Origin of the sequence: Aeoliella sp., from assembly GCF_965227375.1 — a bacterium.
GTDB lineage: Bacteria > Planctomycetota > Planctomycetia > Pirellulales > Lacipirellulaceae > Aeoliella.
Map to the genome: position 1 here is coordinate 3,727,189 of NZ_CBDDFX010000002.1, position 24,266 is coordinate 3,751,454.

17 protein-coding genes are annotated in these 24,266 nt (G+C 56.1%); 14 read left to right on the top strand and 3 right to left on the bottom strand.

What is annotated here, in order from left to right; genetic code table 11:
* Nucleotides 1-139 precede the first annotated feature (139 nt).
* Together ACQK2L_RS27680 and ACQK2L_RS27685 are read left to right on the top strand one after the other, a co-directional pair.
* Nucleotides 140-2,377, top strand: coding sequence for a glycoside hydrolase family 95 protein (locus ACQK2L_RS27680; RefSeq protein WP_425400289.1), 2,238 nt, complete (start codon nt 140-142; stop codon nt 2,375-2,377).
* A gap of 400 nt (nt 2,378-2,777) precedes the next feature.
* Nucleotides 2,778-4,781 (top strand): sodium:solute symporter family transporter, encoded by a 2,004-nt coding sequence (locus ACQK2L_RS27685; RefSeq protein WP_425400290.1) that lies wholly within the window; start codon nt 2,778-2,780, stop codon nt 4,779-4,781.
* Here ACQK2L_RS27685 and ACQK2L_RS27690 read toward each other — a convergent pair.
* A complete protein-coding gene (locus ACQK2L_RS27690; protein ID WP_425400291.1) occupies nt 4,778-5,869 on the bottom strand; it encodes a substrate-binding domain-containing protein in 1,092 nt (363 codons plus the stop codon). The genes ACQK2L_RS27685 and ACQK2L_RS27690 overlap by 4 nt on opposite strands.
* 404 nt (nt 5,870-6,273) lie before the next feature.
* On the opposite strand from ACQK2L_RS27690, the gene ACQK2L_RS27695 reads away from it, so the two are divergent.
* The 7 genes from ACQK2L_RS27695 (at nt 6,274) to ACQK2L_RS27725 (ending at nt 17,796) form a co-directional block, all read left to right on the top strand.
* A complete protein-coding gene (locus tag ACQK2L_RS27695) occupies nt 6,274-7,767 on the top strand; it encodes a PEP-CTERM sorting domain-containing protein (RefSeq protein WP_425400292.1) in 1,494 nt (497 codons plus the stop codon).
* 93 nt (nt 7,768-7,860) lie between these two features.
* A complete protein-coding gene (locus ACQK2L_RS27700) occupies nt 7,861-9,012 on the top strand; it encodes a PEP-CTERM sorting domain-containing protein (protein ID WP_425400293.1) in 1,152 nt (383 codons plus the stop codon).
* Between the two features lie 292 nt (nt 9,013-9,304).
* The gene (locus ACQK2L_RS27705; protein ID WP_425400294.1) at nt 9,305-12,283 is read left to right on the top strand and encodes a DUF5010 domain-containing protein; all 2,979 of its coding nucleotides are present in this window, start codon (nt 9,305-9,307) and stop codon (nt 12,281-12,283) included.
* Nucleotides 12,280-13,356 (top strand): DUF1559 domain-containing protein, encoded by a 1,077-nt coding sequence (locus ACQK2L_RS27710; protein WP_425400295.1) that lies wholly within the window; start codon nt 12,280-12,282, stop codon nt 13,354-13,356. The genes ACQK2L_RS27705 and ACQK2L_RS27710 overlap by 4 nt, the downstream gene beginning before the upstream one ends.
* A gap of 245 nt (nt 13,357-13,601) precedes the next feature.
* A complete protein-coding gene (locus tag ACQK2L_RS27715; protein WP_425400296.1) occupies nt 13,602-13,925 on the top strand; it encodes a hypothetical protein in 324 nt (107 codons plus the stop codon).
* 39 nt (nt 13,926-13,964) lie between these two features.
* Complete coding sequence (locus tag ACQK2L_RS27720; protein WP_425400297.1) at nt 13,965-16,358, top strand: GH92 family glycosyl hydrolase; 2,394 nt, start codon at nt 13,965-13,967, stop codon at nt 16,356-16,358.
* A gap of 67 nt (nt 16,359-16,425) precedes the next feature.
* On the top strand, nt 16,426-17,796 hold the full coding sequence (locus ACQK2L_RS27725) for a family 43 glycosylhydrolase (RefSeq protein ID WP_425400298.1): 1,371 nt from the start codon (nt 16,426-16,428) through the stop codon (nt 17,794-17,796).
* A 324-nt stretch (nt 17,797-18,120) separates the two neighbouring features.
* On the opposite strand, the gene ACQK2L_RS27730 is transcribed toward ACQK2L_RS27725, so the two are convergent.
* Nucleotides 18,121-19,239 carry a hypothetical protein gene (locus ACQK2L_RS27730; RefSeq protein ID WP_425400299.1) on the bottom strand — a complete coding sequence of 373 codons (1,119 nt, stop codon included), beginning with the start codon at nt 19,237-19,239 and terminating at the stop codon, nt 18,121-18,123.
* Nucleotides 19,240-19,443: 204 nt separating this feature from the next.
* Between ACQK2L_RS27730 and ACQK2L_RS27735 the strand changes: the two genes are divergently transcribed.
* From ACQK2L_RS27735 to ACQK2L_RS27755, 5 genes are all read left to right on the top strand, one after another.
* Complete coding sequence (locus tag ACQK2L_RS27735; RefSeq protein WP_425400300.1) at nt 19,444-20,442, top strand: hypothetical protein; 999 nt, start codon at nt 19,444-19,446, stop codon at nt 20,440-20,442.
* A 76-nt stretch (nt 20,443-20,518) separates the two neighbouring features.
* The gene (locus ACQK2L_RS27740; RefSeq protein ID WP_425400301.1) at nt 20,519-20,890 is read left to right on the top strand and encodes an ArsR/SmtB family transcription factor; all 372 of its coding nucleotides are present in this window, start codon (nt 20,519-20,521) and stop codon (nt 20,888-20,890) included.
* Nucleotides 20,884-21,312 (top strand): arsenate reductase ArsC, encoded by a 429-nt coding sequence (locus ACQK2L_RS27745; RefSeq protein ID WP_425401131.1) that lies wholly within the window; start codon nt 20,884-20,886, stop codon nt 21,310-21,312. The genes ACQK2L_RS27740 and ACQK2L_RS27745 overlap by 7 nt, the downstream gene beginning before the upstream one ends.
* Before the next feature lie 2 nt (nt 21,313-21,314).
* A complete protein-coding gene (gene arsB / locus ACQK2L_RS27750; protein WP_425400302.1) occupies nt 21,315-22,421 on the top strand; it encodes an ACR3 family arsenite efflux transporter in 1,107 nt (368 codons plus the stop codon).
* Between the two features lie 224 nt (nt 22,422-22,645).
* Nucleotides 22,646-23,191 (top strand): GMC family oxidoreductase N-terminal domain-containing protein, encoded by a 546-nt coding sequence (locus ACQK2L_RS27755; protein ID WP_425401132.1) that lies wholly within the window; start codon nt 22,646-22,648, stop codon nt 23,189-23,191.
* 212 nt (nt 23,192-23,403) lie between these two features.
* On the opposite strand, the gene ACQK2L_RS27760 is transcribed toward ACQK2L_RS27755, so the two are convergent.
* Entirely contained in the window at nt 23,404-24,249 is an 846-nt protein-coding gene (locus ACQK2L_RS27760) for an MBL fold metallo-hydrolase (protein ID WP_425400303.1), read from the bottom strand.
* Nucleotides 24,250-24,266: the final 17 nt, after the last annotated feature.

Here is a 24,266-nt window from a genome sequence, read left to right on the forward strand (position 1 = left end):
ACGCGTCTCCCAACTTTCTACTGCAACCCATGAACTGGTGATCATGAAGTTCACAGTATCTCTCGTCGTTTTCCTCGTATGTAGCAATGTGCCGACGTCCGGCCAAACCGCTGACGTTGCCGGACGCGGTGACCTAACTATGTGGTATGCTTCTCCCGCCAACGAATGGGTAGAAGCGATACCACTTGGCAACGGCCGACTCGGGGCGATGGTGTTTGGCAGAGTAGAACACGAACGCCTGGCGCTGAACGAGGACACTTTCTGGTCTGGCGGTCCGTATGACCCGAATCCTACCGATGTTACTAGCGAGCTTCGGCAAGCTCAGAAGCTGGTATTCGAAAGAAGATACAAGCAAGCAGAGGACTTGATTAACCAGCACCTGCTCGGAAGGCCCAAGTCCCAGAGTACCTACCAGCCCATTGGCGACTTGCTGCTGGACTTCGAAGGCCACGAATCGGTAACGGACTACAAACGCAGCCTGTGTCTCGACACGGCCGTGTCCACAGTCGACTACGATCACGATGGCACCCACTTTCGCCGGACTGTGTTTATTAGTCCTGTTCATCAGGTACTGGTAATGAAGATAGAGGCCAATCGGCCTGCTAGTATCGACTTCTCCTTGAAGATCGACTCGCCTCAGAAAGGCATTGTGAGCACCAGCGAAGACACTTTTGTGTTTCAAGGTCGCGGCCCAAGAGGGAACGGCGCATCTGACCAGCGATTGACCTTCGATTGCCGTGCGAGGGTGCTAACCAATGGCGGAAGTGTGGAAGCCGAGGATGGATCGCTTAGGGTGAGCGATGCAAATTCCGCAGTGGTGCTCGTTGCGTGCGATACGAGCTTCCGAAGTTACCGCGACGTTGATGGCGACCCCAGTGTTGTGCCGAAGCGGCAACTCAATGAGGCCGCGAAAATCCCCTTCGACGAGCTGCTTGCAGCCCACGTGCGGGAGCACCAACGGTTGTTCCGGCGGTGTTCCCTTCAGCTGGGAGCGGAGAAGGAAGCCAGCAGTGAAACAGCTCTTCAGCCCACGGACCTAAGGCTGCGAGCGTTCGCTCAGGGGAGCCACGATCCATCTCTTGCGGCCCTCTACTTTCATTTTGGTCGCTATCTGTTGATATCGAGTTCACGTCCAGGAACTCAACCAGCGAACCTGCAGGGGATATGGAACGACAACACCAATCCACCCTGGGGAAGCAAGTACACGATCAACATCAACACAGAAATGAACTACTGGGCCTGCGATGTTACGAATCTGGGCGAGTTGATTGAACCACTCCAAAGTATGGTGATGGACCTTTCGAAAACTGGTGTAAAGCCCGCCCGGGCTTTTTATGATGCTGGTGGCTGGGTGACATTTCATAACACGGATTTATGGCGCGCAACTGCACCCGTGGATGGGGCTTTCTGGGGCTATTGGCCGATGGGTGGTGCGTGGCTGACAGTGGAGCTTTGGCGGCACTATGAATTCACTGAGGACAAGGAATTCCTCTCCGAAATCTATCCGGCGATGAAGAGTTCATGCCAGTTCTACAGCGAAACGTTGGTGGAGCATCCAAAGTACGGCTGGCTCGTTACGTGCCCCACCAACTCGCCGGAAAACGGGCATCCTGTCGGTGGCACTTCCATTTGTGCGGGCTCTACGATGGACATGTCTATTCTTCGCGACCTATTTGCTGCCACGGCGCGCGCGTCAGAGATCCTGGAGCGCGACGTCGCCGATCGTGCGAGACTGCTGGAAATTCGAGAGCGACTTGCACCACTGCGCGTTGGAAGTTCGGGCCTGCTGATGGAGTGGTTAGAAGATTGGGACGAAACTGCCCCAGATACTCGGCACCGGCACGTCTCGCACCTGTATGCACTCTATCCCAGCAACCAGATAGTATTGGATCAAACGCCCGAGTTGGCACGAGCGGCCGCTGCCTCTTTGGACAAGCGGGGGGACATTTCGACCGGGTGGGCGATTGCGTGGCGGTTGAATCTCTGGGCACGACTGAGAGACGGCGACCGAGCACACCGCATTCTCAAGGCACTGCTCGACCCCTCGCGTACGTATCCCAATCTGTTCGACGCACACCCGCCGTTTCAGATCGATGGCAACTTCGGGGGTACTTCAGGTATCGCTGAGATGCTGCTCCAAAGCCAAGCGGGCACGATAGATTTGCTGCCTGCACTACCTGCGGCGTGGCCCGAAGGCAAGGTGAAGGGGCTTTGTGCGAGAGGAGGAGTGGAAGTCGACATCATCTGGTCGAACGGAAAGTTGAAGGAAGTGGTGCTACGCAGCGAGCAAGAAAAGGACTGCGTTGTGAGGTATGGCGAGGACAGCCGAAGCGTTTCGATCCCTCCAGGCGAACCAGTTACAATCACGGATTGGTAGCCCAGGCGCTCAGCGCCTGCTCTAGCGCTGAGCTACCGAAGCTGTTGCTTAGCTCACACTATCCTTGAAGGCAGTTCGGCAGAGGCCTGATCGCCTTCTTTGGGGCCGCATACCACATACGCTGAAGCGGTCGGAGCCAAAGTTCCAGAACCGTCATGCCTGGTTGCGTCCTTGGCAGGCTTTGGGGTTACGCTGCGGTTAGTACGATACCGGAAGCGATGCTCCTGATAGCGATGGACGAGGGAATCCGGTCGAGCCCATGGGCTTGACGTCCCTGCTAGAAACTCTCACCGAGTAAGATGCATTGGAATCGGACACTAGAAGGTGCTAGGATCGCTCCTTTTCCGGTTTCTTGGCAAACCCCGATGGGGCTGCCGGCAGAGTTTCAAAGCAGCACCCCATGCCCGACGCGTATCTGAATCAGATCGACTATGCAATCATCGGCCTGTACCTGGCAGTGCTCTTGGTACTCGGAGTCCACCTTCGCCGGCGCGCCTCCAAGGGACTGCAGCAGTACCTAATTGGCGACCGCAGCATGCCATGGTGGATGCTTGGGGTCTCTGGAGTCATGGACTTCTGGGACCTCGCCGGGTCGATGATCATCGTCTCTTTTCTTTACTTGCTTGGGCCACGCGGTCTGTTTATCGAGTTTCGTGGCGGGGCGGTCCTGCTATTGGCCGTGGTCATGCTCTGGACGGGCAAGTGGCATCGTCGATCAGGATGCTTAACTGGGGCTGAGTGGATGACCTTTCGTTTTGGCGAGGGATTCGCTGGCCGGACCGCTCAACTCGCGCGGGCCACTATGGGCATTGTGATGACCATTGGCCTGATCGCCTACCTGGCGAAGAGTGTTGGGCTGTTCATGTCCTTATTCTTGCCCCTCACCCCGGCCCAGTGTGCGTTGCTCCTAATCGGTACGGCGACCATCTACTCGATGCTGTCCGGATTCTACGGAGTGGTGATCATCCACGCATTGCAGCTCGGGTTGGTTCTCGTCTCAGCGGTAGCAATCATTCTGCTGTGCGAGGAGCTGGTTACCGACACGCAGTCCTTGGCCATGGTCGCGTCGCATGTGACGTCGAATCCAGATTGGGGCGCCACGCTGCCAACCATAAACGCTACCATGCCCCCAGGCTACGAGGCGTATGAACCGCTGTTGATGCTGGCGGGACTCTACTTGTTGCGAAACGTTCTGTTCGGCATGGGGGCGGGCGACGACCCTAAGTATTTCGCCGCGAAAAGCGATGCCGATTGCGCGAAGCTGACGCTGTTATGGATTTCGCTCATCTCTTTTCGCTGGCCCATGATGATGGCACTTGCTGTGTTGGGAGTGTCCGTGGTCAGCAACGTCCTACCCGACCCTGAAACCCTGTCCGCCGTTTCCGCGGAAGTTGCCTCGCACTACCCAAACCAAGGCTGGGAGCAAACCACGGCGCTCTTGGCTAGTGATCCGAGTGCTGCTCCCGTCGAGTTGGTCGAGTCGCTCGAACGACAGTTGGGCCCTGACTGGGGCCATCGACTGCAACTGTTAAGCGAGCACGGCACGGTAAATCCCGAGCGGATCATTCCCGCTGTACTGCTCTATGCAATCCCCGTCGGCCTGCGCAGCTTGGTAATCGTGTCCTTCATCGCGGCTGCGATGGCGGGTTTTGGTGCGTGGATCAACCAGGCGAGCGGATTGTTCATCAAGGACATCTACTTGCAGCACGTGCGACCCACTTCCCAAGTTCGGGAACAGATGGGAGTCACCTGGTGCTTCATCGTTGTCATGGTGGCAGTCGGGTTTGGATTCGCTTACTCGGCTCCCTCAATCAATGATGTGTGGTCATGGATCGTCATGGGACTCGGCAGTGGACTCATCTTTCCCCAACTGCTCACGTTGTATTGGCGTCGGTTCAACGGCATTGGTTACGCGGCCGCCATGGTCACAGGCATGGTAGCTGCGTTGCTTCAACGTCTCTTCGGCGCACAACTGCCACCGGATCTGTCGTTTGTCAACGAAGAGTGGTTCATGCTGCCCATGATCAGTCTACTGAGCTTGATTGCCGCCATCGTCGGTTCCTACCTCACGTCACCGACTTCCGGTGATGTGCTGCAGAAGTTTTACAATCGCACGCTTCCGTTCGGGGCTTGGGGTGTTGAGCGTCGCGCTCTACCCGATAAGATCCGCCAGCGGGTGGCGACAGAGCACCTGCGTGATGTATTGGCGCTACCAGTGGCATTGACCTACCAAATCGCCATCTTTCTAGCGCCAATGCTCTTCGTTATCCACAATTGGACCGAAGCCTGGATTTGCACGGGTATCGCTGCGTTAGCGTTTGCCGTGCTCTACTTTATCTGGTTGCGGTACGTTGGCGACTCCGCGGTGCAGTTCGAGCCAACGGCTGAGCCTCCGTCGGCCTAGCCGTGCGCAGGAGCCCAGTTTCCGGTAGATTCGCCCTCGAATAGCTGCAAGCTACCAGGCTGGAGCAGAAGCTCCCGGTGCCAGTCTTGCTGCTCTCCGCCCGCAAGTATCCAATCCATGCAGGTAGCCACAAACAGCTCAGCATTGGGGCGAGCGAAGGAAGTGAGCGACGGTGTCAGGAAGCGCCCCAACCCTTCGCTGTCGATAGTGCATACGGACAGATCACGCCCGATTTGGATTCCCCGTTCTCCAGCGGCCTTCATCACACCTAAAGCTGCCGGGAGCGTCACACACAGTACGGATGAAGCATCGCTCCCAACGGCCTGCAACCAATTGCGGGCCGAGGCGAGCGCCGACTCAAAGATGTTCCCTTCGGCCGAACACGGATCGTCTACCAACTCGCCACTCACCTGCGGATGATCGGAGCACCATTCCCGCCAAGCATCAATACGAGCCATCGTGATGGTGTTATGGCCCTGCACGTTCAAACAGTCGATTCGTCTGTGGCCAGACTCATACAAGTGATCTAGCAGCTTCAACGTATCCCGGGGCGGAAAAAGCACTACGGAGGGAATGCCCAATTCGGTGAGATCTTCCGATAAGGACACCACGCCATTGGCGTTGGCAAGCAGATTGGCCGTCCATTGAGGAATCGGTTCGGAACTCGTCACCAAGAACACACCATCAAACTGACGCAGTGACTCGGTCAGAACGGGATCGTCCCAGTGCAGGTAGTTTTGGACACGAATACGACAACCATGCCTTCTAGCCACGTGCTCAGAGACGGATAGCCACTGCTGTAAGTCGGGAGAAAAGGAATCGGGAGCCAGCGACGGGGTTAAGAAGCCGATTTCGAGCCCGGGCGTGCCCCTGCCAGCTTGGGACGACGGTTTTGGGCGGCGATTGGGCGAACGTTCGACCAGCCCCTTGCGCTCCAATTCGCCCAGGGCTTTGCGGAGCGTGGCCCTGCTGACGCCGCATTCATCGGCCAATTCCCGTTCCGCCGGCAAGCCTGTTCTCGCGTAGTCCCCATTCGCGATTCGCCGTTCAAGAAGGTTGGTGAGCTGATCTAGTTTGGATCGGGCCATGGGTTGAGTAAGTCGCCCGTATGACGTCGTTCTACCGAATTTCTACAAGGTTCCTACAAGACTATAGCCGACGCACGGGCACTTCAAGTCGCAAGAATCTCCTGCCCGACCAGCACTTTCTCGTCGAACTCCACGTCAACCACCTGCGCCGACTTCCTTTTGCGACGGTGATTCCATCTTTTCTGCAGAAATTTCTTCCAGAATATTGACTTGTAGACCAAATTTGGTACACTAACCAAAGTTGGTACGGTGGTCGTTCGCGAAAAGGCGGCATTTTCTTTTCGAGCCGAGCGGCCGAACCCAGCTTGTTTCCTCATCAACATCCACGGCAGTTCCGAATAGTCGGAGGATCTGTCTGAAATAACGGCCTGAAGATCTATCGGTCCCTTTGAAGGAGAGCTCTGATGCGTAGCGCAGCTGCGGCCCTGGTGATTGGCGGATTGTCTCTTTTCTGCGTGGCACCCACTCATGCACAGATTGCTTGGATTGGCGGTACCAGCTCCGATGCCTTCGATGGCACGAACTGGGAAGGAGGCGTGGCTCCAACCGTCAACGACAGCATCCTGTTCCGAGGCGACGCAAGCACCAACCACGTTGTTGATCTTGGCAGCGGCGATACCGAGTGGGGCCATATGCTCTTCAATCACATCGGCGATGGAACCACCATCGATGGCACCGGCACCCTCACCATCACGGTGCCGGACGGCGGCACTAGCATCGGCGTCAAAGCCCTTGAAAGCCAAGGCGGGGACAAGAGCACAATCGTGAATCCCAACGTTGTCACGGACGCGGTGATCGAAGCTCGCAATGGACACGATCTGACCTTCAATGGCGATGTCGAGGCGTATACGGTCCACTCCTACAACACTTCGAACGTGACTTTCAACGGCGCACTGACAATTGATGGCAGTGGCGAACCGATCTTCACGGGCAACCACGAAGGTAGCAGCGTCGTCATAAATGGCGACTTCACGCTGCGTCGCCCCTTCTTTACTGGCAGCTTTGGTATTCGAAACGGCATAACGCTTGGAATCGGTCCCGACGCTACCCTTCGGCGAATCGATGGCCCTGCGATGACAGAAGTAGCCGGGCTGGACCTCGTGAATCTCTACAACGACTCGGTTATCCGCCTGGACGGAGACGACGCCATTGATGGCGAAACTGACCTTTGGTCCCGAACTGGTGGTGGAACACCTCGCAATACTTTGGATCTGAACGGCTACAGCACCATTGTCGAGTTTCTCGCCACCGTCGATGGAGAAGCTCAGCAGACCTTTGTGGTCGACTTTGGTGAGCAGAATGTCCCCAATACGCTGCTGTGGGCGGCTACGCATCACATGGACGGGGAATATGAAATCATCAACTTCGACATCGGCCAGGACACCTTGATGCTTGGAGGAAATGGTTCGGAACACTGGACGGCGATCGATCCAGTGGCGCCGGAGTTGGTCGAGGCAAAGAAGAGCCAAATCACCATTAACGGCATTCCCTATGCTCCCGCTGACACAGTGACGACGGATCCCTACTGGACGGTAGTCGATTTCGACACATCGCACGCCGTCGAGTTCTTCAACGTCGAGAATCCTCTGCTGGGCGACTTCAATGCAGATGGGACTGTGAACATCGCTGACTACGTCGTCTGGCGTAACAACCTCGGTGGTCCGGCATCGGCGCTCAACGGAAACGGTACGGGCTGGTCGACCATCCACCCGGACCATTCGAAAGAGCGCCTGGTGACTACGGCCGACTTCGAACTTTGGAAGGCACGATTCGGCGATGCCATCGTGCCTGGTGTTACAGCCAATGCAAGTGTGCCTGAGCCTGGAACTGCGATCCTAAGCCTGGCTTTGCTGGCCGTAGGCGCAGCCGCCTTCCGGCGTCGACGGGCACATGCGTGAGTAAAGGTGTTGGTGCAAGTTGTGGATTTGCACTTTAGAAATGACGGAATAGAGCGGTCAACCTTCTCTTAGTACCTGTGGGAGATGAATCTAATGAGTAGCTACTGGGTGAAATGCTTGCTATCGATCGTTACGTGTGCTGCGGTTACGCCCGCGCTGGCGATCCAGACTACCTGGACCGGCACCACGTCCAGTGACGTCGCCGATGCATCCAACTGGTCCGACGGTGTACCAACAGGCGCCGATGAGGCCATCCTTGTAACCGCCCCGAACTCTCCTGACTTGCTGGGAAATGCAGTCACCTGGGGCAAGCTGACGCTAAATGGCGCGACGTCCATTGACGATTCGATCGGCGGTGGCCAACTAAACCTGTCCGACGCCGGTACCTCGCTGTTCTCGGGAGGCGCGCATACCTCGACGATCAACGTCCCCCTAAACGTAACTGGTAACATTCAAACTAACGGTGATCACAGCGTAGACTTCAATTCCACCGTGAATGCAACCAAGATCGAGAGCTTCGGTGGAGCCATCGCCAGGTACTTTGGCGAAGTCACCATCAGCGATCAGTTCTTCACAATTGGCGCCACAGCGGAAGTGCAGATCCACGATGTGTTGAATTGGAACTTCGTGGGCGAGAAGGGATTCAACGGTGGCGGATCTGGACAACTTGTGCTTGGGCCAACCTCGGACGTGAACGCAGGACTGCTAAATGTGTACGGTAACTCCACGGTCCGCACTGATGGCGACTTTGTCCTCGACGAAGACACCGACCTATGGGGACGCCATGCACTTGCCACACTCGACTTGAATGGATTTAGCCAGGCGCCTGAATTCATTGCGACGAATGGCGGGTCGGCATTTGTGATCGACTTCGGTGCGACCCCTGGCGCTAACATGCTGAACTGGCAAGCCTCGCACAACAGCAATGGCATCTATTTCGTCGAGAACTTTGAACCCGGCATCGACACTTTGCAGTTTGGAGAACACGGAGCAGATACGTTCTTTAATAACCCCGCTAAGCTGTCGCAAATTTACATCAACAACGTGGCGTACTCCGAAACGGATCCCGGCAACGGAATGTCGTGGTGGAACACCATTCCGACACCCGATCCGAACGACAACCCGATGCGAACCATCGCGGTTTTCCATACGCCGATTCCTGAACCAGCCTCGTTGCTGATGGCAGGTTCCTTAATTCTGGCCCTTGGTGTCACACGACGAGTACGAGTTCTTTGCAAGAGGTGATTACTGGGCAGCCCTCTGGCAAAGAATTCGGCGGCACGTGCTTGGCGCTGGCCTAGCCCAGCGTCAAGCGTGTCGCCAGCTTTCAAAGTTCGACCGGCGGCTACTGCGGGCTCAAGAGGCAATCCGCAGCGGCCAATGGTCATAGGCAAGTGGCAAAGCAACCACTGTGGTGCGATTCGAACGGAATTGAGAACTCAAGGTAAGCGTAGATTTCATGTTTTCTTACACCAGCAAACTACAGGAGCCTAGTATCCTACCAAGACGCGCTGGTGTGCTCGTGTGCCTACTGGCAATGGCAGCATCTGCGGCAAGGGGGGACTTATTCCAGCATCTGGATGCGTCCGCCCCCAATGCCACCGCCTTCAACGGAAGCCAACTGATCTGGCTAGACCAGTCAGGTAACAATCGCAACGCAGTCGAGACGTCCTCGGGTAGCGGTGATGTTACTTACTCAGCGGATGCCTCCGTGTTTCCTACTGGGCTCAGTAGCATCCGCTTCGATGGCTCCAGCAACACCAATTTCGGTCGCCTGGAACTCTTCAGCGCAGCCACCTCGGACGCTGTACTGAACCAGTCGGACCCCAGTGCGACCGGTTTCACCGTGTTGGCTGTGATCCGCGGCGACACCAACCCAGCCGTGCAAGACTGGAATGACCTGATTGGCAATACAACCGACGTGGGAGAAGGGGCGTTCCTCATGCGGTACCACTCCGGTAGCGGGACGTTTCAGGGAGCACTAGGCGGTCTGACGGTGCAAAACAACTACCAGGGTCAAAGCAACTATGACAACGGCGTCTCAACGGTGTTCGCGTTTCGCTATGATCCAGCCCAGTCCAACAACGAAATCACCCTCGCCAGCACGTTGAACAATTACACGCAGGTGTTCAATCTGAGCAACAGCGTGACGAACCGCGATTTCTCGAACAACGATCCGTTCACGCTGGGCAAAGCGTGGGACAATGTAGGTCGTTTGTTCATCGGCAATGTTGGTGAAGTGAAAATCTACGACCACGCGCTGAATACCTTTCAATTCTCAGCGGAGATTGAATCGCTCGACCGCAAGTGGAACACGAGCCCTGAAGGGCGGCTCGATCTGGTTGTCGACCTCGCCACCGGAAACGCCACGCTTAGCACTCCAGGTTCCATTCCTGTTGACGTGGCAGGGCTACGCATTCAAAGCGATTCGGGATCGCTGGACACCAGCGACTGGCTCTCGATAACCGACAACTACGACTCGGACAGTAGTGAGACACCGATCGACAGCGACAATACGTGGTTGAAACTCGAGCAGTCCACAGAGGACCTCAGCGAGGCAACTTTTGGCACCACCTCCATTATGCCAGGGCAGTCGGTCAACCTGGGGAGCGTGCTGCGATTGGGAAGCGTGCAGGACATCACGGCCGAGTATGCCGATCCCATCACGGAGGATGCCGTGCCTATTTTTGTACGCTACACGAATAGCTCGCCTGCGAACCTATTACCGGGCGACTTCAATGGCAACGGATCGGTCGATCTAGCCGACTATGTGGTGTGGCGAAACAATCTCGGAGCTGAGATTGCTCTCGACAACGAAGTCGTTTCGATTGGCCGCGTCACCACAGACGACTACACCACTTGGAAGAATGGATTCGGTGCCTCAGCTGTTGGTGCAGTAGCCTCCATCCAGGTGCCGGAGCCATGCGGACTGCCCATCGTTCTGTTACCACTACTTGCGTGTGCCCTGAAGAAGCGGGCGGCTCGTGCTGCAATGCTGCTGGTGTCAGTCCTGCTACTCGCTGGCAGCCACCAGGCGCATGCAATCGATGCCGAGGTTGGAGTCTACTACTACCCGTGGTGGGATATTCACGACTGGAACGACTCCCTCCGTGCACGCATGCTGCCAGAGGATCATCGCCCCATAGCGGGTTACTCCCCTAGCTCCTCGCCTGACTTGATCACCGAGCACATCAATCAGAGTCACCGCGGTAACATTTCGATGTGGGCCACCAGTTGGTGGGGCCCTGGCACCATCGAAGACACGGTACTACAGCAGAGCATTCTGACGCATCCCCGCGCAAGCGAACTGAGCTACGCCGTGCACTACGAATCGACCGGGAGGTTTGGCTCCTTCGACAATCCCGATTTCTCCAACCTGTCGACGGACTTCGAGTACCTGGCGGAGAACGTCTTTTCCGATCCGAATTACCACCGCATCGACAACCGGCCCGTGGTGTTCATGTACGTCAGCCGTGCGTACTTCAACCATCCAGATGCAGGGCAGGCATTGGCCAATGCTCGGCAATTGCTCCAGGACAACTATGGCTACGACCCATACGTAGTGGGCGATGAGATCTTCAACAGCAGCGTCGACACGAACCGAACGCAGCACTTCGACGCGGTGACGACATACGACGTTTACGCAATGTCCGGAACCAGCTCGGGTACGGTGTCGCAGGAAGATATCCAGCAAGCCTACGGCAAGTACGCACAAGCGGCCAGCACCGGGGCTACCGTAATTCCCGCTGTGACGCCGGGCTACAACGATAAGGTGGTCCGTCCCGGTAACACGCCTACGGGGCGTTATTTCACGGGCGAGACCATCGAGCAAGCAGGCAGTGTATTCAGCGCTTTGTTGAACCAGGCCGCAGCACCGAATGTCGACGCTTCGACGGGTAACTTGATCATGGTCAACTCGTTCAACGAGTGGCACGAAGATACTCAGATTGAGCCAACTATCGTGGTTGCTCCCAGTTCGATGGATAACTCTGGCTCCGGCACGGAGCTCACGCAAGGCAAGACCTACGAGGGGTACGGGTACAAGTATCTGGACCTGCTTCGCGATGCGACCATCGACGGCGGCCCCTTACTCATTGATGGCGATGCCGACTTCGATGGAAACCTCGACATGGATGACGTCACGGCCTTCGCCGCCGCCTGGGGATCGGAACATCTGGTCAACGGTCAACGCGTCGGTGGGTACCAAAGCCGCATCACGCTGCCCGACTTCAACTACGACGGAGTCGTCGACTTCGAAGACTGGTTCGTGATGCGGAGGACGATTCCGCAGGCCAGTTCCGTCGATATCATCGCTCTGTCACGTGTCTCTGAACCCCACGCTGGGTGGCTGGCGGCCATCGCTATCGGCGTCTGCTGTATGGCAAGCGTTTGGAAAAAGCAATCCAAGCCAACCTCAGGCTCAACCTTGTCGAATGACAGGGCGGGCCACAACGTATGCAATCGCTCGCTCCCCGGAGGTCATACCGCCCTCCCCTATCTCTCTGTGAGGCAATGATGACTGTGCTTACACGCATGCGAAATGGTGAACATTTCCAACGAACGAGAGCACGAACCCGCCAAGCTTTTACGCTTGTGGAACTGCTGGTAGTAATTGCTATCATCGGCATCCTCGTGGCGCTGCTGTTGCCGGCAGTGCAGTCGGCCCGCGAAGCAGCCCGTCGAGTGCAGTGCACCAACCAGCTCAAGCAACTCGGGCTGGCTGTGCTGTCCTACGAATCGGCGCATCAGGAGTTTCCGCCGGGCAGTTATACCTACGGTCCTTGGGGGTCGGCGAATACGGACAAGGTGCCATTTTTGTGCCCCGACTACGACTGTAACGGCACGAACTGGGCCATCGAGATCTTGCCCTTCCTCGAACAGCAAGCGATCTACGATCAATACGACCACGATGAACACAACTTCGAGGCCAACGACCTAGATGGCGATGGGCTCATCAATCAGCGGGTACGAGACGCCGATCTGCCAATCATGATCTGCCCTTCGGATTCCTTTGCCCAAAACTGGGGATACTTCCCCACGGCCGGCTCCTACAAGGCCATGACAGGTGTCATCACTCAGTATGGAAATAGCAACCAGTGGCTGAACTGGACGAGTCCAGTTGGCTTCGCAGGTGGGGGAAGTAACCCCACGGTAGACGTTTTTAAGAAGAACTTCTACAACCGTGGCTTGTTTCACCTCGCCGGGCCATCAGGAATGCGACCCGAGCGATTCAAGAATGTGATTGATGGATCCAGCAACACGGTCATGATTGGCGAATTCCATTGGCTGCCAGATCAACCAGGAAATCCCGAGCCCGTAAAGTGGGCGGTGAGTCAACGGTGGAGCAACAAGGCGGAAGCCCTGGCCGACCCACTGTTGCGTTCGACCAACTTCGGCAACTGCGAAGCCAAAATGCAGACCGCACCGAAGTGGTCATGCTGGCGAGCGTTCGGTTCAACCCACTCGGGCGATGGCGGCAACTGGGTCAACATCGACGGATCGGTTTCGTTCATCACCTGGTCGCTGGATGGCCGGATCTACGAGGCCATGGCAACCATTGCTGGACAAGACGGACTACAAACTCCATAACACTCGGCACCACTGCACAGCAGCCATCCGGCTGCGTCAGTACAAAGCGAAACAGCGAATCAGGTATTGATGTGACCAAGCAATTTTTAACTCGAAGCTGCGGACACCGTGAGCGAAGTCGCTTCCTGCTGCTGATGCTATCCTGTTTGATAAGCTTGACCGTTGGCTGCGGAGACTCGAAATTCGGGTTTGCCCCAGCCAGTGGGCGAGTGCTTCTGGATGGCAAACCACTCGAGGGAGCCAAAGTGACCTTCATGCCAATGACTGTCCGCGAAGATGGGGAAGCTGGTCCTTATTCCAATGGAGAGACTGACGCCGAAGGAAAGTTCACGCTGGTTACGGCCGAACAGCGCGAGCGGCGAGGGGCAGTCGTGGGCAAGCACCGTGTTATCGTGAGCACCAAAAAGGCGCATCTCGATCCGAACGATCGAGATCGCGAGATTGTCGATTCTCCCGAAATCCTCCCTCGCATCTACTACGACTATCGTCAAACCACGCTGGAAGTCGAGATCCCTGAAGGTGGGACAGAAACCATCGAGCTTTCGCTCGACTCAAAAGCAGGCCGATGAGCTAGTACGTCTCCCACAATCGAGTAGGCAAATTCTCCCATGGCGATTTTCCATGCCCCGCACCTGAGTCAACTCCCCAAATTGCAAACCTTCCTGTCGATCGCCTCACTGTTGCTGGTGAGCTGCAACGCATCGGAGGCAGAGGATTATACGAAGTTAGTGAATCCGTTCATCGGCACCGGTGGACATGGGCATACTTTCCCTGGGGCTACGACTCCGTATGGAATGGTTCAGCTGAGCCCCGACACTCGGACACTTGGTTGGGATGCTTGCGGCGGATACCACTACTCGGACAGCTCGATTCTTGGCTTCAGCCACACGCACCTGAGCGGTACTGGCATCGGCGATCTGGGCGACGTACTGTTCATGCCAGTGACTGGCAAAGTGCACGTCACGCCTGGCACGCCAGAAGACCCCGATAGCGGGTACCGCTCCCGCTTCCGACACGAGAGCGAGTACGCCGAACCTGGTTTCTATCGCGTGCACTTGGACGACTACGACATCGATGTCGAACTGACCGCCACGCCTCGCGTCGGCTTCCATCGGTACACCTATCCCAAGGGCTCGTCGCACCAGCTTGTCATCGACCTCGCCCACACCATCCATGGTCACCAGAATCCTCGGACCGAGATCAAAGTGATTGGCGACCGCGAGATTGCGGGTCTTAAGTGCACCAAAGGCTGGGCCCAGAATCATCTCGTCTATTTTCACGCCAAGTTTAGCCGCCCCTTCAAGTGCAAGCTCTACCGCAATGCGGCCGAGCAAGAAGGTGCCGAAGTCACTGGTAGCAATGGGACCCAGGCGGTGCTGACGTTTGATGAGGACGATCAAGGTGTCGTGCTCGCTCAAGTCGGTATCTCGGCAGTCGACTACGAAGGCGCGCGCCGAAACCTGGAGGCCGAAGGAAGCGACACTCAATTCGACACGGTCCGGCAGCAGGCCCACCAGGCGTGGCAGCAACAACTCGGGCGAATCGAAGTGCGTGGCGGCTCCGAAGACGACCGAACGATCTTTTACACCGCCATGTACCACACGGCGATTAGCCCCAATCTCTACTCGGACTGCGATGGTCGCTACCGGGGAATGGACCAGCAGATTCACCAATCGGAAGAGGGGCCGGTCTACACCGTCTTCTCGCTGTGGGACACCTTCCGAGCGTTCCATCCGCTGCTCACGATCACGGATCCGGATCGCAACGAAGCATTCATTCGGACTTTGCTGTGTCACTACGAACAAGGTGGTTCGCTGCCGAAGTGGGAACTCGCTGGAAACTACACCGGTACCATGATTGGCTACCATTCGGTCTCCGTGATTACCGACGCCTACCAAAAAGGATGCCGCGACTTTGATGTCGACAAAGCGTATCAGGCGGTGATCGACTCGTCGAACTACCATGAGGGCGAGCCGCAGATCGCCTCGCTAGCGGCGCGCGAGAAGCTGAACCCCAAGGGCAAACAATACAACGACCAACTCGGCTTCATTCCGTGCGACCTGGAGAACGAATCGGTATCGAAGGCGCTGGAGTTTGCTTACAACGACTGGTGTATTGCCCAGTTCGCCAAGAGCTTGGGCAAGGATGCCGATGCCAAGAAGTATGAAGAGCGAGCCGGTCGGTATCGTGAGTACTACGATGCGAAAACGGGCTTCATGCGTGGTCGCAACGCCGACCGCTCGTGGAAAACGCCGTTCAATCCCAAGTTCTCCGAACATCGCAAAGACGACTACACCGAGGGCAACGCCTGGCAGTGGACATGGTTCGTGCCACACGACGTGGACGGCCTGGTTGATCTGATGGGGGGCCGAGACAAGTTCATTGCGAAGCTGGATCAGTTGTTCAATGAAGATCCGACCATCGAAGGCGAAAATAGCTCGATGGACATCTCGGGCTTGATCGGTCAGTACGCCCATGGAAACGAACCTAGTCATCATGTGACCCACTTGTATAACTATGTCGGACAACCCTGGAAAACTCAGGCCTTGGTCGATCAGGTCCTGCACACTCTGTATCACAACGACCCAGATGGCTTGTCAGGGAATGAAGATTGTGGCCAGATGTCGGCTTGGTATATCTTGAATGCCATAGGCTTCTACTCGGTGTGCCCTGGCGACCCAACCTACTCGCTAGCGCGGCCGCTGTTCGACGAGGTGACGATCCACCTGCCCAACGGCAAGCACTTCACATTGCGGTCTGAGAGCAACTCGCGCGAGAACCGGTACATTCAGTCCGCTGCGTTGAATGGCAAAGAGCTTCGCTCGCCGTTCTTCACTCACAACGATCTCGTTTCCGGAGGGGTGCTTGAGATTCAGATGGGATCTCGCCCCGTGAAGGATAAACTCGTCTCCGACCGGGATTCGTCGGCTGCCCCAGCTGGCGAGGCCTCGATGGAATCCGGCGGAGAGATTCAAGGCGGCACTGCTGCAGTCCTGCCCTAGGCTTTACGAGATCGCAGGACTATCGGCGACGCAGCCAACCACTACTACATGAGAACTAGGCACCGTTATGCAACAACCCACTCAACAACTCCTCCAAGGCATGTTGGCATTGGGCTTCGCTGCCTTCGGTGGTTCCGTATTTGCTGAAAATCCCTTTGTCACCAGCATCTACACGGCTGACCCTTCCGCACACGTGTGGGCAGATGGGCGGCTCTACGTCTATGCATCGCATGACATTGATCCTCCGCGTGGTTGCGACTTGATGGACCGGTATCATGTCTTTTCTACCGACGACATGGTTAACTGGCGCGATGAAGGGGAGATCCTCAACTCAGGGCAGGTTCCATGGGGCAGACCCGAAGGCGGTTTCATGTGGGCGCCAGACTGCGCCTACCGAAACGGCAAGTACTACTTTTACTTTCCGCATCCCAGCGAGTCCGATTGGAACAACAGCTGGAAAATCGGCGTAGCAATCAGCAGTCAGCCCGCGACAGGCTTTAGCGAAGCCGGATTCATCCCCGGAATCGGGGGTTTTGGAATGATCGATCCCAGTGTCTTCATCGACGACGATGGGCAGCCTTACATCTACTACGGTGGAGCTGCAAAGTGTGAAGGTGGCAAGCTCAAAGACAACATGGTCGAAATCGATGGAGCGACTCGCAAGATGGAAGGATTGGTCGACTTCCATGAAGCGGCGTGGGTTTTCAAACGCAACGGCATCTACTACATGACGTACTCTGACAACCTCCAAGGCGCCAACCGGCTGAGGTACGCGACGAGTTCACATCCCCTGGGGCCATGGGAGCATAAAGGCATCTATCTAGCTCCAACTGGCTGTGACACTAGTCACGGATCCGTGGTCGAATTCAAGGGGCAGTGGTATCAGTTCTACCATAACGTTGCGATATCGGGACAGGGAAACCTGCGCTCGATGTGCGTCGACCGACTAGAGTTTAACGAGGATGGAACAATCCGTGAGGTAATCCAGACAAAGGCCGGCCCGCCGGCACTCTCTCCCAGTTCCCACTTGTCGCAAACTACTGAGCACTACGCCATCACCAATGCAACGGTTGGAAAAGGGGCGACGGTTGTCGAAGGCCAGCAAGCGTCGGATGGCTATGCCGTACACAACCTCCACCTACCGGATTCTTTCATCGAGTTTACCCAAGTCGATGGCGGCGAAATGGGTGGCAGGGCCTATGTCGAAGTCGCCTACGCTGCGAATGAAGATGCCAAGCTGCGTCTACAAGTTAATGACGACGACCTCTCCTTCATCAACGCCGTCTCTACTGGCGGCTGGGACGCCTATTCAGGTCGAACCGGCCTGACCGTCACCCTCAAGCCCGGACGCAGCAACCGGGTTCGTTTCACTGGTGGAAACGACGGCGTGAATATCGCTTGGTTCAGAGTCTCTCGGCTGCAGCGGCCAAACGAGTAGGGTCAAAGTCAGACTGACCCTCTATATCCAGCGGTCGGGGAGGGATTCGAACCCCCGGTACTCTTTCGAGCACGCCGGTTTTCAAGACCGCTATTTTGGTGTGGCGGACACGTGGCATTAGGTGGACAGTTGAGTGGAACGTCCTATATTTGCAGCCATTATCTCCAATACTGCAGGGTAACCGGATGGCACTTAGATTGGCCTCACGTGCCCCCAGGTGTGTCAGAAATGTGTCAGATTATTCCTGCCCCTTGCCACCCCCTACACGTCCGGGTGCCTTGAAAGCCTTTGTATTTCCGCACAAGTACGGTCGCCAGAGACTCGCTACCTACCAACTTGCGAGCTGTCCGGGCGAGTCAAAGGCAGATCCAACCAGGCCAGGCCGATGTCCCTATACATGTGATCCATACTGTCACCACCTGGAGCGTCGTAAAAGACCGCAAGCCGATCGCCGCATTTTAAGACACTGGGCATGCCAACGCACTCACTTGACCATTTGCAGTTGCTTCCATCAAGGACAACTGCCTTATCGTTGATGTCCCATTTGTCGAGATCACTTGTCCAATACACCCAAACGGCATCTGTGAACTCCTGCCTCTCATCGTTGATCCCGATGTGGTTGGTGAACAAGTACCAAACTCCTGTTGCATCTTCGTAGTAAAGAGAACTGTTCTCGATCTGTTGGTCGAGTGGCACAATTGGATATGGGTCAACCTTCCACGGACGGTTAAGGTCGTCAGTACGCGCAATACCAAGGGTACGTTTCACGTCAGGATAGGGCGTCGAACCGCTGAAGAACATCAAGTATTTACTTCCGCGTTTCAGGATGTGACCTGGGCTCGCAGTTGCGGAGCAAAAGGTGTCCGGTTTCGTACGGAACGGCACGATATCGTATTGTTTTGTCCAAGGCCCCCTGGGATCACTGCTTGTTGCCTTTAATGTGAGGTAAGGAAATGCGGGGCAGCGGTCCGGTGGTAGCGATGCGTTTGGTGTTCCCAGGTAGAACATGTGCCATTGCGATCCATCGTGTATTACCCAGGGGGAAGCAGCTGATGCAGAGTCATCGCTTCCATTCGTACCAAGGTCAAGCACGGGACCGAGTAGTTCCCAATCCGAGAGGTTCTTACTGACCGCCAAGCAGGCGAGCCAGCCGTCAGGGCCCGCTCCATCGTAGTGCAAAAAGTATTCACCTTTGTGCTCGAAGATGATTGCTTCGCGGGCGCCGTAGATGTCGCAATCGGATGGCCCTTCCCCGTGTCGAATCATGATTCCCGCATCGTCCGTATCCAACCGCAAGGATGCTGCTGGGCGACCATCGGAGTAGCGATGAGGTTCAACAGCCAGTGCGTAGTGGGCAAACGAAGAGACTAGGCACACTATCGCACAGACTCTACTTACCCAAGTAATCCACAGAGTGATTGACTCTCGATTGAAACTATTCACGTCAGTCTCCTCTCACGAAAGTGAGTCATCCAGCCCAATGAAGTTCAGTCTGCACAGCCTAGGCTTGCGGTCAAGGGCGACGACACAGTTGCCTCGCAACTTCTGGTAGTTCATGAAATGTGCGCAGAAAACGCGTTAGAACATGCGGACTAAGAACGAGATACTTGTGTGGATTTCGCACATCGATAAAGAGGATACGGCAACATGCAGACGTCGCTTGAATTATTGAAACGTTACACTAAGTTTGCACTACCCGTGTTACTCTTGGCGTGCGCAGCGAACGCTGCCGACGAAACTTCCACCGTGGATGAAGGCGAGTTGTCTGTCCACTTTCGCGACAACTCTCAGTCGCCCAGGGTGCTAAGCGGCCTTCAATCCCTTTTCAACGTCAAGCATGCAGCGGGATACGATGCTTACGACCCGCACGGCAGCAGCACGTCGGCGGGGCTGAACTTCGAGCACATCATCTCTGGCCACAAAGATGATCGCAACATGTTCACCCCACGCCATGGACGGTACGAGTTGCATCGCATCGACGATCGGACAGTTGAGCTTAGGCGACTCCGCGAGGATAGCCCCTGGGAAGTGTCGAGTACCACGCGATACACGGTGGTCGCGCCATACTACGTCGATTTCGAGTTCAAGTGCGTCCCACACGAGAAGTCTCACTTCGACCCTCAAGGCTACGCCATCTTCTTCTGGGCAAACTACATGAACCAAGTCGACGATGTCGGCCTTCACTTTCTAGGCAAGCAGGAGCAAGACGGGCCGGAAGAGTGGATCGCGGCCGACGCCTCTCAAGCGCATCGAGACCATGTGGCCGGAGGCACCTACAGTCAACTTACAGCCAGATCCCTGAAGTACGATCCGGATCACGACGCCAGCCTGAATGTTTGGAATTACGACTGGCCGCGTTACACAAGACCCTTCTACTATGGCCGCGCGGGCAACGGCATGACCTTCATGCTAATGTTCGATCGCGGCTACTCGGATGACGACGAGATTCGCTTCAGTTTGTTCAAGTTCAAAGTCCAAGGGGAGCAGCGAAAGCCCGCGTGGGACTTTCAATACGTCATTCATAACATCGAAGAAGGCCGTGAATACGGATATCGGGGCCGTCTAGTCTGGAAGAAGTTCGTCAGTCCCGAAGACTGCAAGCGAGAGTACGAGTCCTGGGCGAAGCGATCTTCGAGTGGGGGATAATTCCTCTCGCCTTGACGCGTGCTGTGGCCTCGCATATATTTCGTCACATGGCGAAATAACGTACTGGCAGATGGTGATGCGGACTCTCCTGGCAATCACAAAAGCTCTGGCGGATGAGAACCGGTTGCGGGCCATTGGCCTGCTGCGCGGACATGAGCTATGCCTGTGCCAAATCGTGGAAGTGCTCGGCTTGGCCCCGTCAACCGTGTCCAAGCACATGTCGATTTTGCATCAGGCGAGGCTCGTCGAGTCACGCAAGGAGGGACGATGGGCGTACTTCCGACTAGCCGATGACGTCGCCCCTCCAGAAGCATTGCAGGCCTTAGAGCTGGTGCTCCGGAGCCTGAAGCAAGAAAAGCAAGGCAAGATCGATCAGCAGCAGCTGAAGGCCGTGCTGAAGATGGAACCCGAAGAACTTTGTCGAAAACAGGCGAACTGCAAGTGCTAAAGGTCCTATTTCTATGTACCGGAAACTCCTGCCGGAGCCAGATGGCCGAGGGCTGGGCACGTCATCTCAAAAGCGACGATATCCAAGCCTACTCGGCAGGTATAGCCTCGCACGGATTAAACGCTAATGCGGTAGCCGTGATGAGCGAAGTGGGGGTCGACATATCGTCGCAGCATTCCAAGCACGTTGATGAGCTAGCCGATGTCGAATTCCACTACGTGATCACCGTGTGCGACAGTGCAGCCGAGTCCTGCCCGACATTTCTTGGTAACGCCAAAGTGATACACAAGGGATTTGACGACCCGCCGCGACTGGCTCGCGAAGCTGCCACCGAGGAGGGAGCGATCGAGTACTACCGCCGTGTACGCGACGAGATACGTGACTATGTGCATACGCTTCCAGACGCATTGGAAGGGAATTAATCATGGCGATGGAAGAGATCAGAAATGAAGCTTGCCTGGCGGCTGATTCTCCCAATGGCGGCAGACTTGGTGTGCTGGATCGCTTTCTGACCGTCTGGATCTTCCTGACGATGGCCATAGGCGTGGCCGTCGGCTACTTCATGACGGGAGCCGAGGCGTTCATTAACCGCTTCCAGGTCGGCACGACAAACGTTCCAATCGCCATTGGCTTGATCCTCATGATGTATCCGCCACTGGCAAAGGTACGGTACGAGGAATTGGGCGATGTGTTTCGCAACTGGAGAATCCTGGGGCTGTCACTGGTACAGAACTGGGTAATTGGTCCATTGCTAATGTTTGTCCTGGCAGTGCTCTTTCTGCGAGACCATCCGGAGTACATGACCGGTTTAATACTGATCGGTTTGGCCCGCTGCATCGCGATGGTCATCGTGTGGAACGACTTGGCCAAGGGCGACACCGAGTACGCCGCCGGACTGGTTGCGTTTAACAGCGTGTTTCAAGTGCTGTTCTACAGCGTTTATGCCTGGTTCTTCATCACTTGGCTGCCTCCTTTGCTGGGACTCGAAGGAAGCGTTGTGGAAGTCAGTATGGGCCAGATTGCCGAAAGCGTATTTATCTACCTTGGAATTCCATTTTTGGCTGGAATGGTAACGCGGTTCGTCCTAGTGTGGGCGAAGGGTCGCGAGTGGTATGAGCAGGCCTTCATTCCACGCATCACTCCGCTCACGCTTGTTGCCTTGCTGTTCACGATTCTCGTAATGTTCAGTCTCAAAGGTGATCAGATTGTCCGTATTCCGGGCGATGTGTTGCTCATTGCAGTCCCGCTATTTATTTACTTTGTGGCCATGTTCCTTGTCAGCTTCTTCATGGGATACCGCATTGGCGCGGACTATTCGAAAACCACGACACTGGCTTTCACGGCTGCCAGCAACAATTTTGAACTCGCCATCGCTGTAGCGGTTGCCGTCTTTGGCATCAACTCCGGGGCTGCGTTTGCAGCAGTCATTGGGCCGCTTGTCGAAGTCCCTGTGATGATCGGGCTGGTGAGGGTTGCATTTTGGTTCAAGCGGCGGTACTTCCGCCGGACGACGACGGGCGTTGCGGGCTAGCGTTTCCACTTTGCAATTCGGATGCCCTACGACTCTTTGACGTCGAGACTAAGCGATTTCCGTATCGCCCCGAAATGGAGTCGGGTCAAGCTAGCGAGGGCCTTCGCCCCCGAACCCTGGACGGAAGCGAGAGTTGCAGGCAATCAATGGGGCCGGGTACGATAGACTGAGTAATAAACGAATCCCAGGGTGAGGTTACGCTCGTGACGGACGCCTTCGACTACGTGATTGTTGGAGGAGGCACTGCAGGATGCGTTGTCGCGGCACGGCTGTCCGAAGATCCCGCTGCACGAGTTCTGCTACTTGAAGCCGGAGGCGACGATTCCCATCCTGATGTCCAGAACCCAGTGAAGTGGCCAAGACTCCTAAAGGGCGAGCTTGATTGGGGCTACAAAACACAGCCACTTCGCCATTGTGGTGACCGTACAGATTGTGTGCCTCGCGCGCGCATGCTCGGCGGCTGTCACAGCCACAATGCGAGCGCCTGGGTACGCGGCCATCGCAACGACTTTGACCATTGGGCTTCACTAGGTTGCACTGGATGGGCTTGGGAAGAGATTCAGCCGGTGTTCCGGAGAATCGAAGACTGGCAGGGACCCGCTTGTGAACTTCGCGGCACGGGAGGTCCGATGTATGTTGCCCCGCCGGTTAATCCCAATCCTATCAGCGGGCTTCGAGTCGCTGATGCTTCCATCATGCCGTCGATCACTACGGGAAACACGAACGCTCCCACCGTAATGATAGCTGAACGAGCAGCAGATTTAATATAAGTCGCAAATCCAACCACGTCCGGACTACAACCTCAATATGACTGACGCGTCGCGTTGAGGACGGCAACAAAGCGGATTTTCTTCGCCCGATTCAAAGCGCCGTTCTCGCGAACACCGCTGAAAACATCGATCCCGTAGGGCCGGACCTCTGCTGGCATAGAGAAAGTTCTCAGCGATCCTCTCATTACAATCAAGGATAGCCGTTTTCCATGCTATGTTCCGGCCATCTTCGCAGTGACCCATTTTTGTAGGCTCGGCCGTCGCCGCTTCGAATCTCCTGGCGAAACATGTGGAACTTCAGTATCGAGCGAGAAAGACAACCGCTCTCCATCCCCTGGGATTACTACCTTCTCGCCCACACCCGCGTCTTCGACGAGTTTACGGAGGCGTGCACTTGTCATCGGACAATGGTCGATCGACTCCAGGTGATTGAAGACGATTCTGCCCGGCGCTTGCCTGGCAAGCTCGACCAGTTCTGCCTCGCTGAATAGCAGGTCCTTCCCAATCCCAAAATTGGCCACGCCCGCCGGGGCGACGACGACATGCGGCTGGAGTCGCTCGATCGTGTCCTGCACCGATCTTGTGAGAACCGTATCGCCAGTCAAGTAAACGGTCGGTTCACCGGGGCACGCGAGATAAAAACCCGCCACGGGCCCCATAAGCCAGCCGAGGACTCCGTGTCCGTGCGTTCCGGGAATAACTTCCACAGGTAGCCCGCACTCGTCGTCAATCACGTCCCGTGCATCCAAGCCTTTTCTCTGCAAATTGGCAACGTCGACGCTGCTTGCCCAGACTCGCAAATTGCGAGACGCCACCCACGCCAAAGCCGGCTGGTCAAAGTGGTCTGGATGCTCGTGTGTGATTAGAACGTCAGTCGCGGAACTCAATACTCCATCGATGCCCTCTGGAAGGGTGGTGAGCGGGTTCTTGCGACGGTCGCCGCGAAAGAGCCGGAAGCCCGGCAGGCTCGACGGCGGCGAGAGCATCGGATCAACCAGGATGCGGCGGTCGCCGACCTCCAGTAGGATTGTCGCGTTTCGGATCTGAGTGATTTGCATGTTACCTCCATAATGCG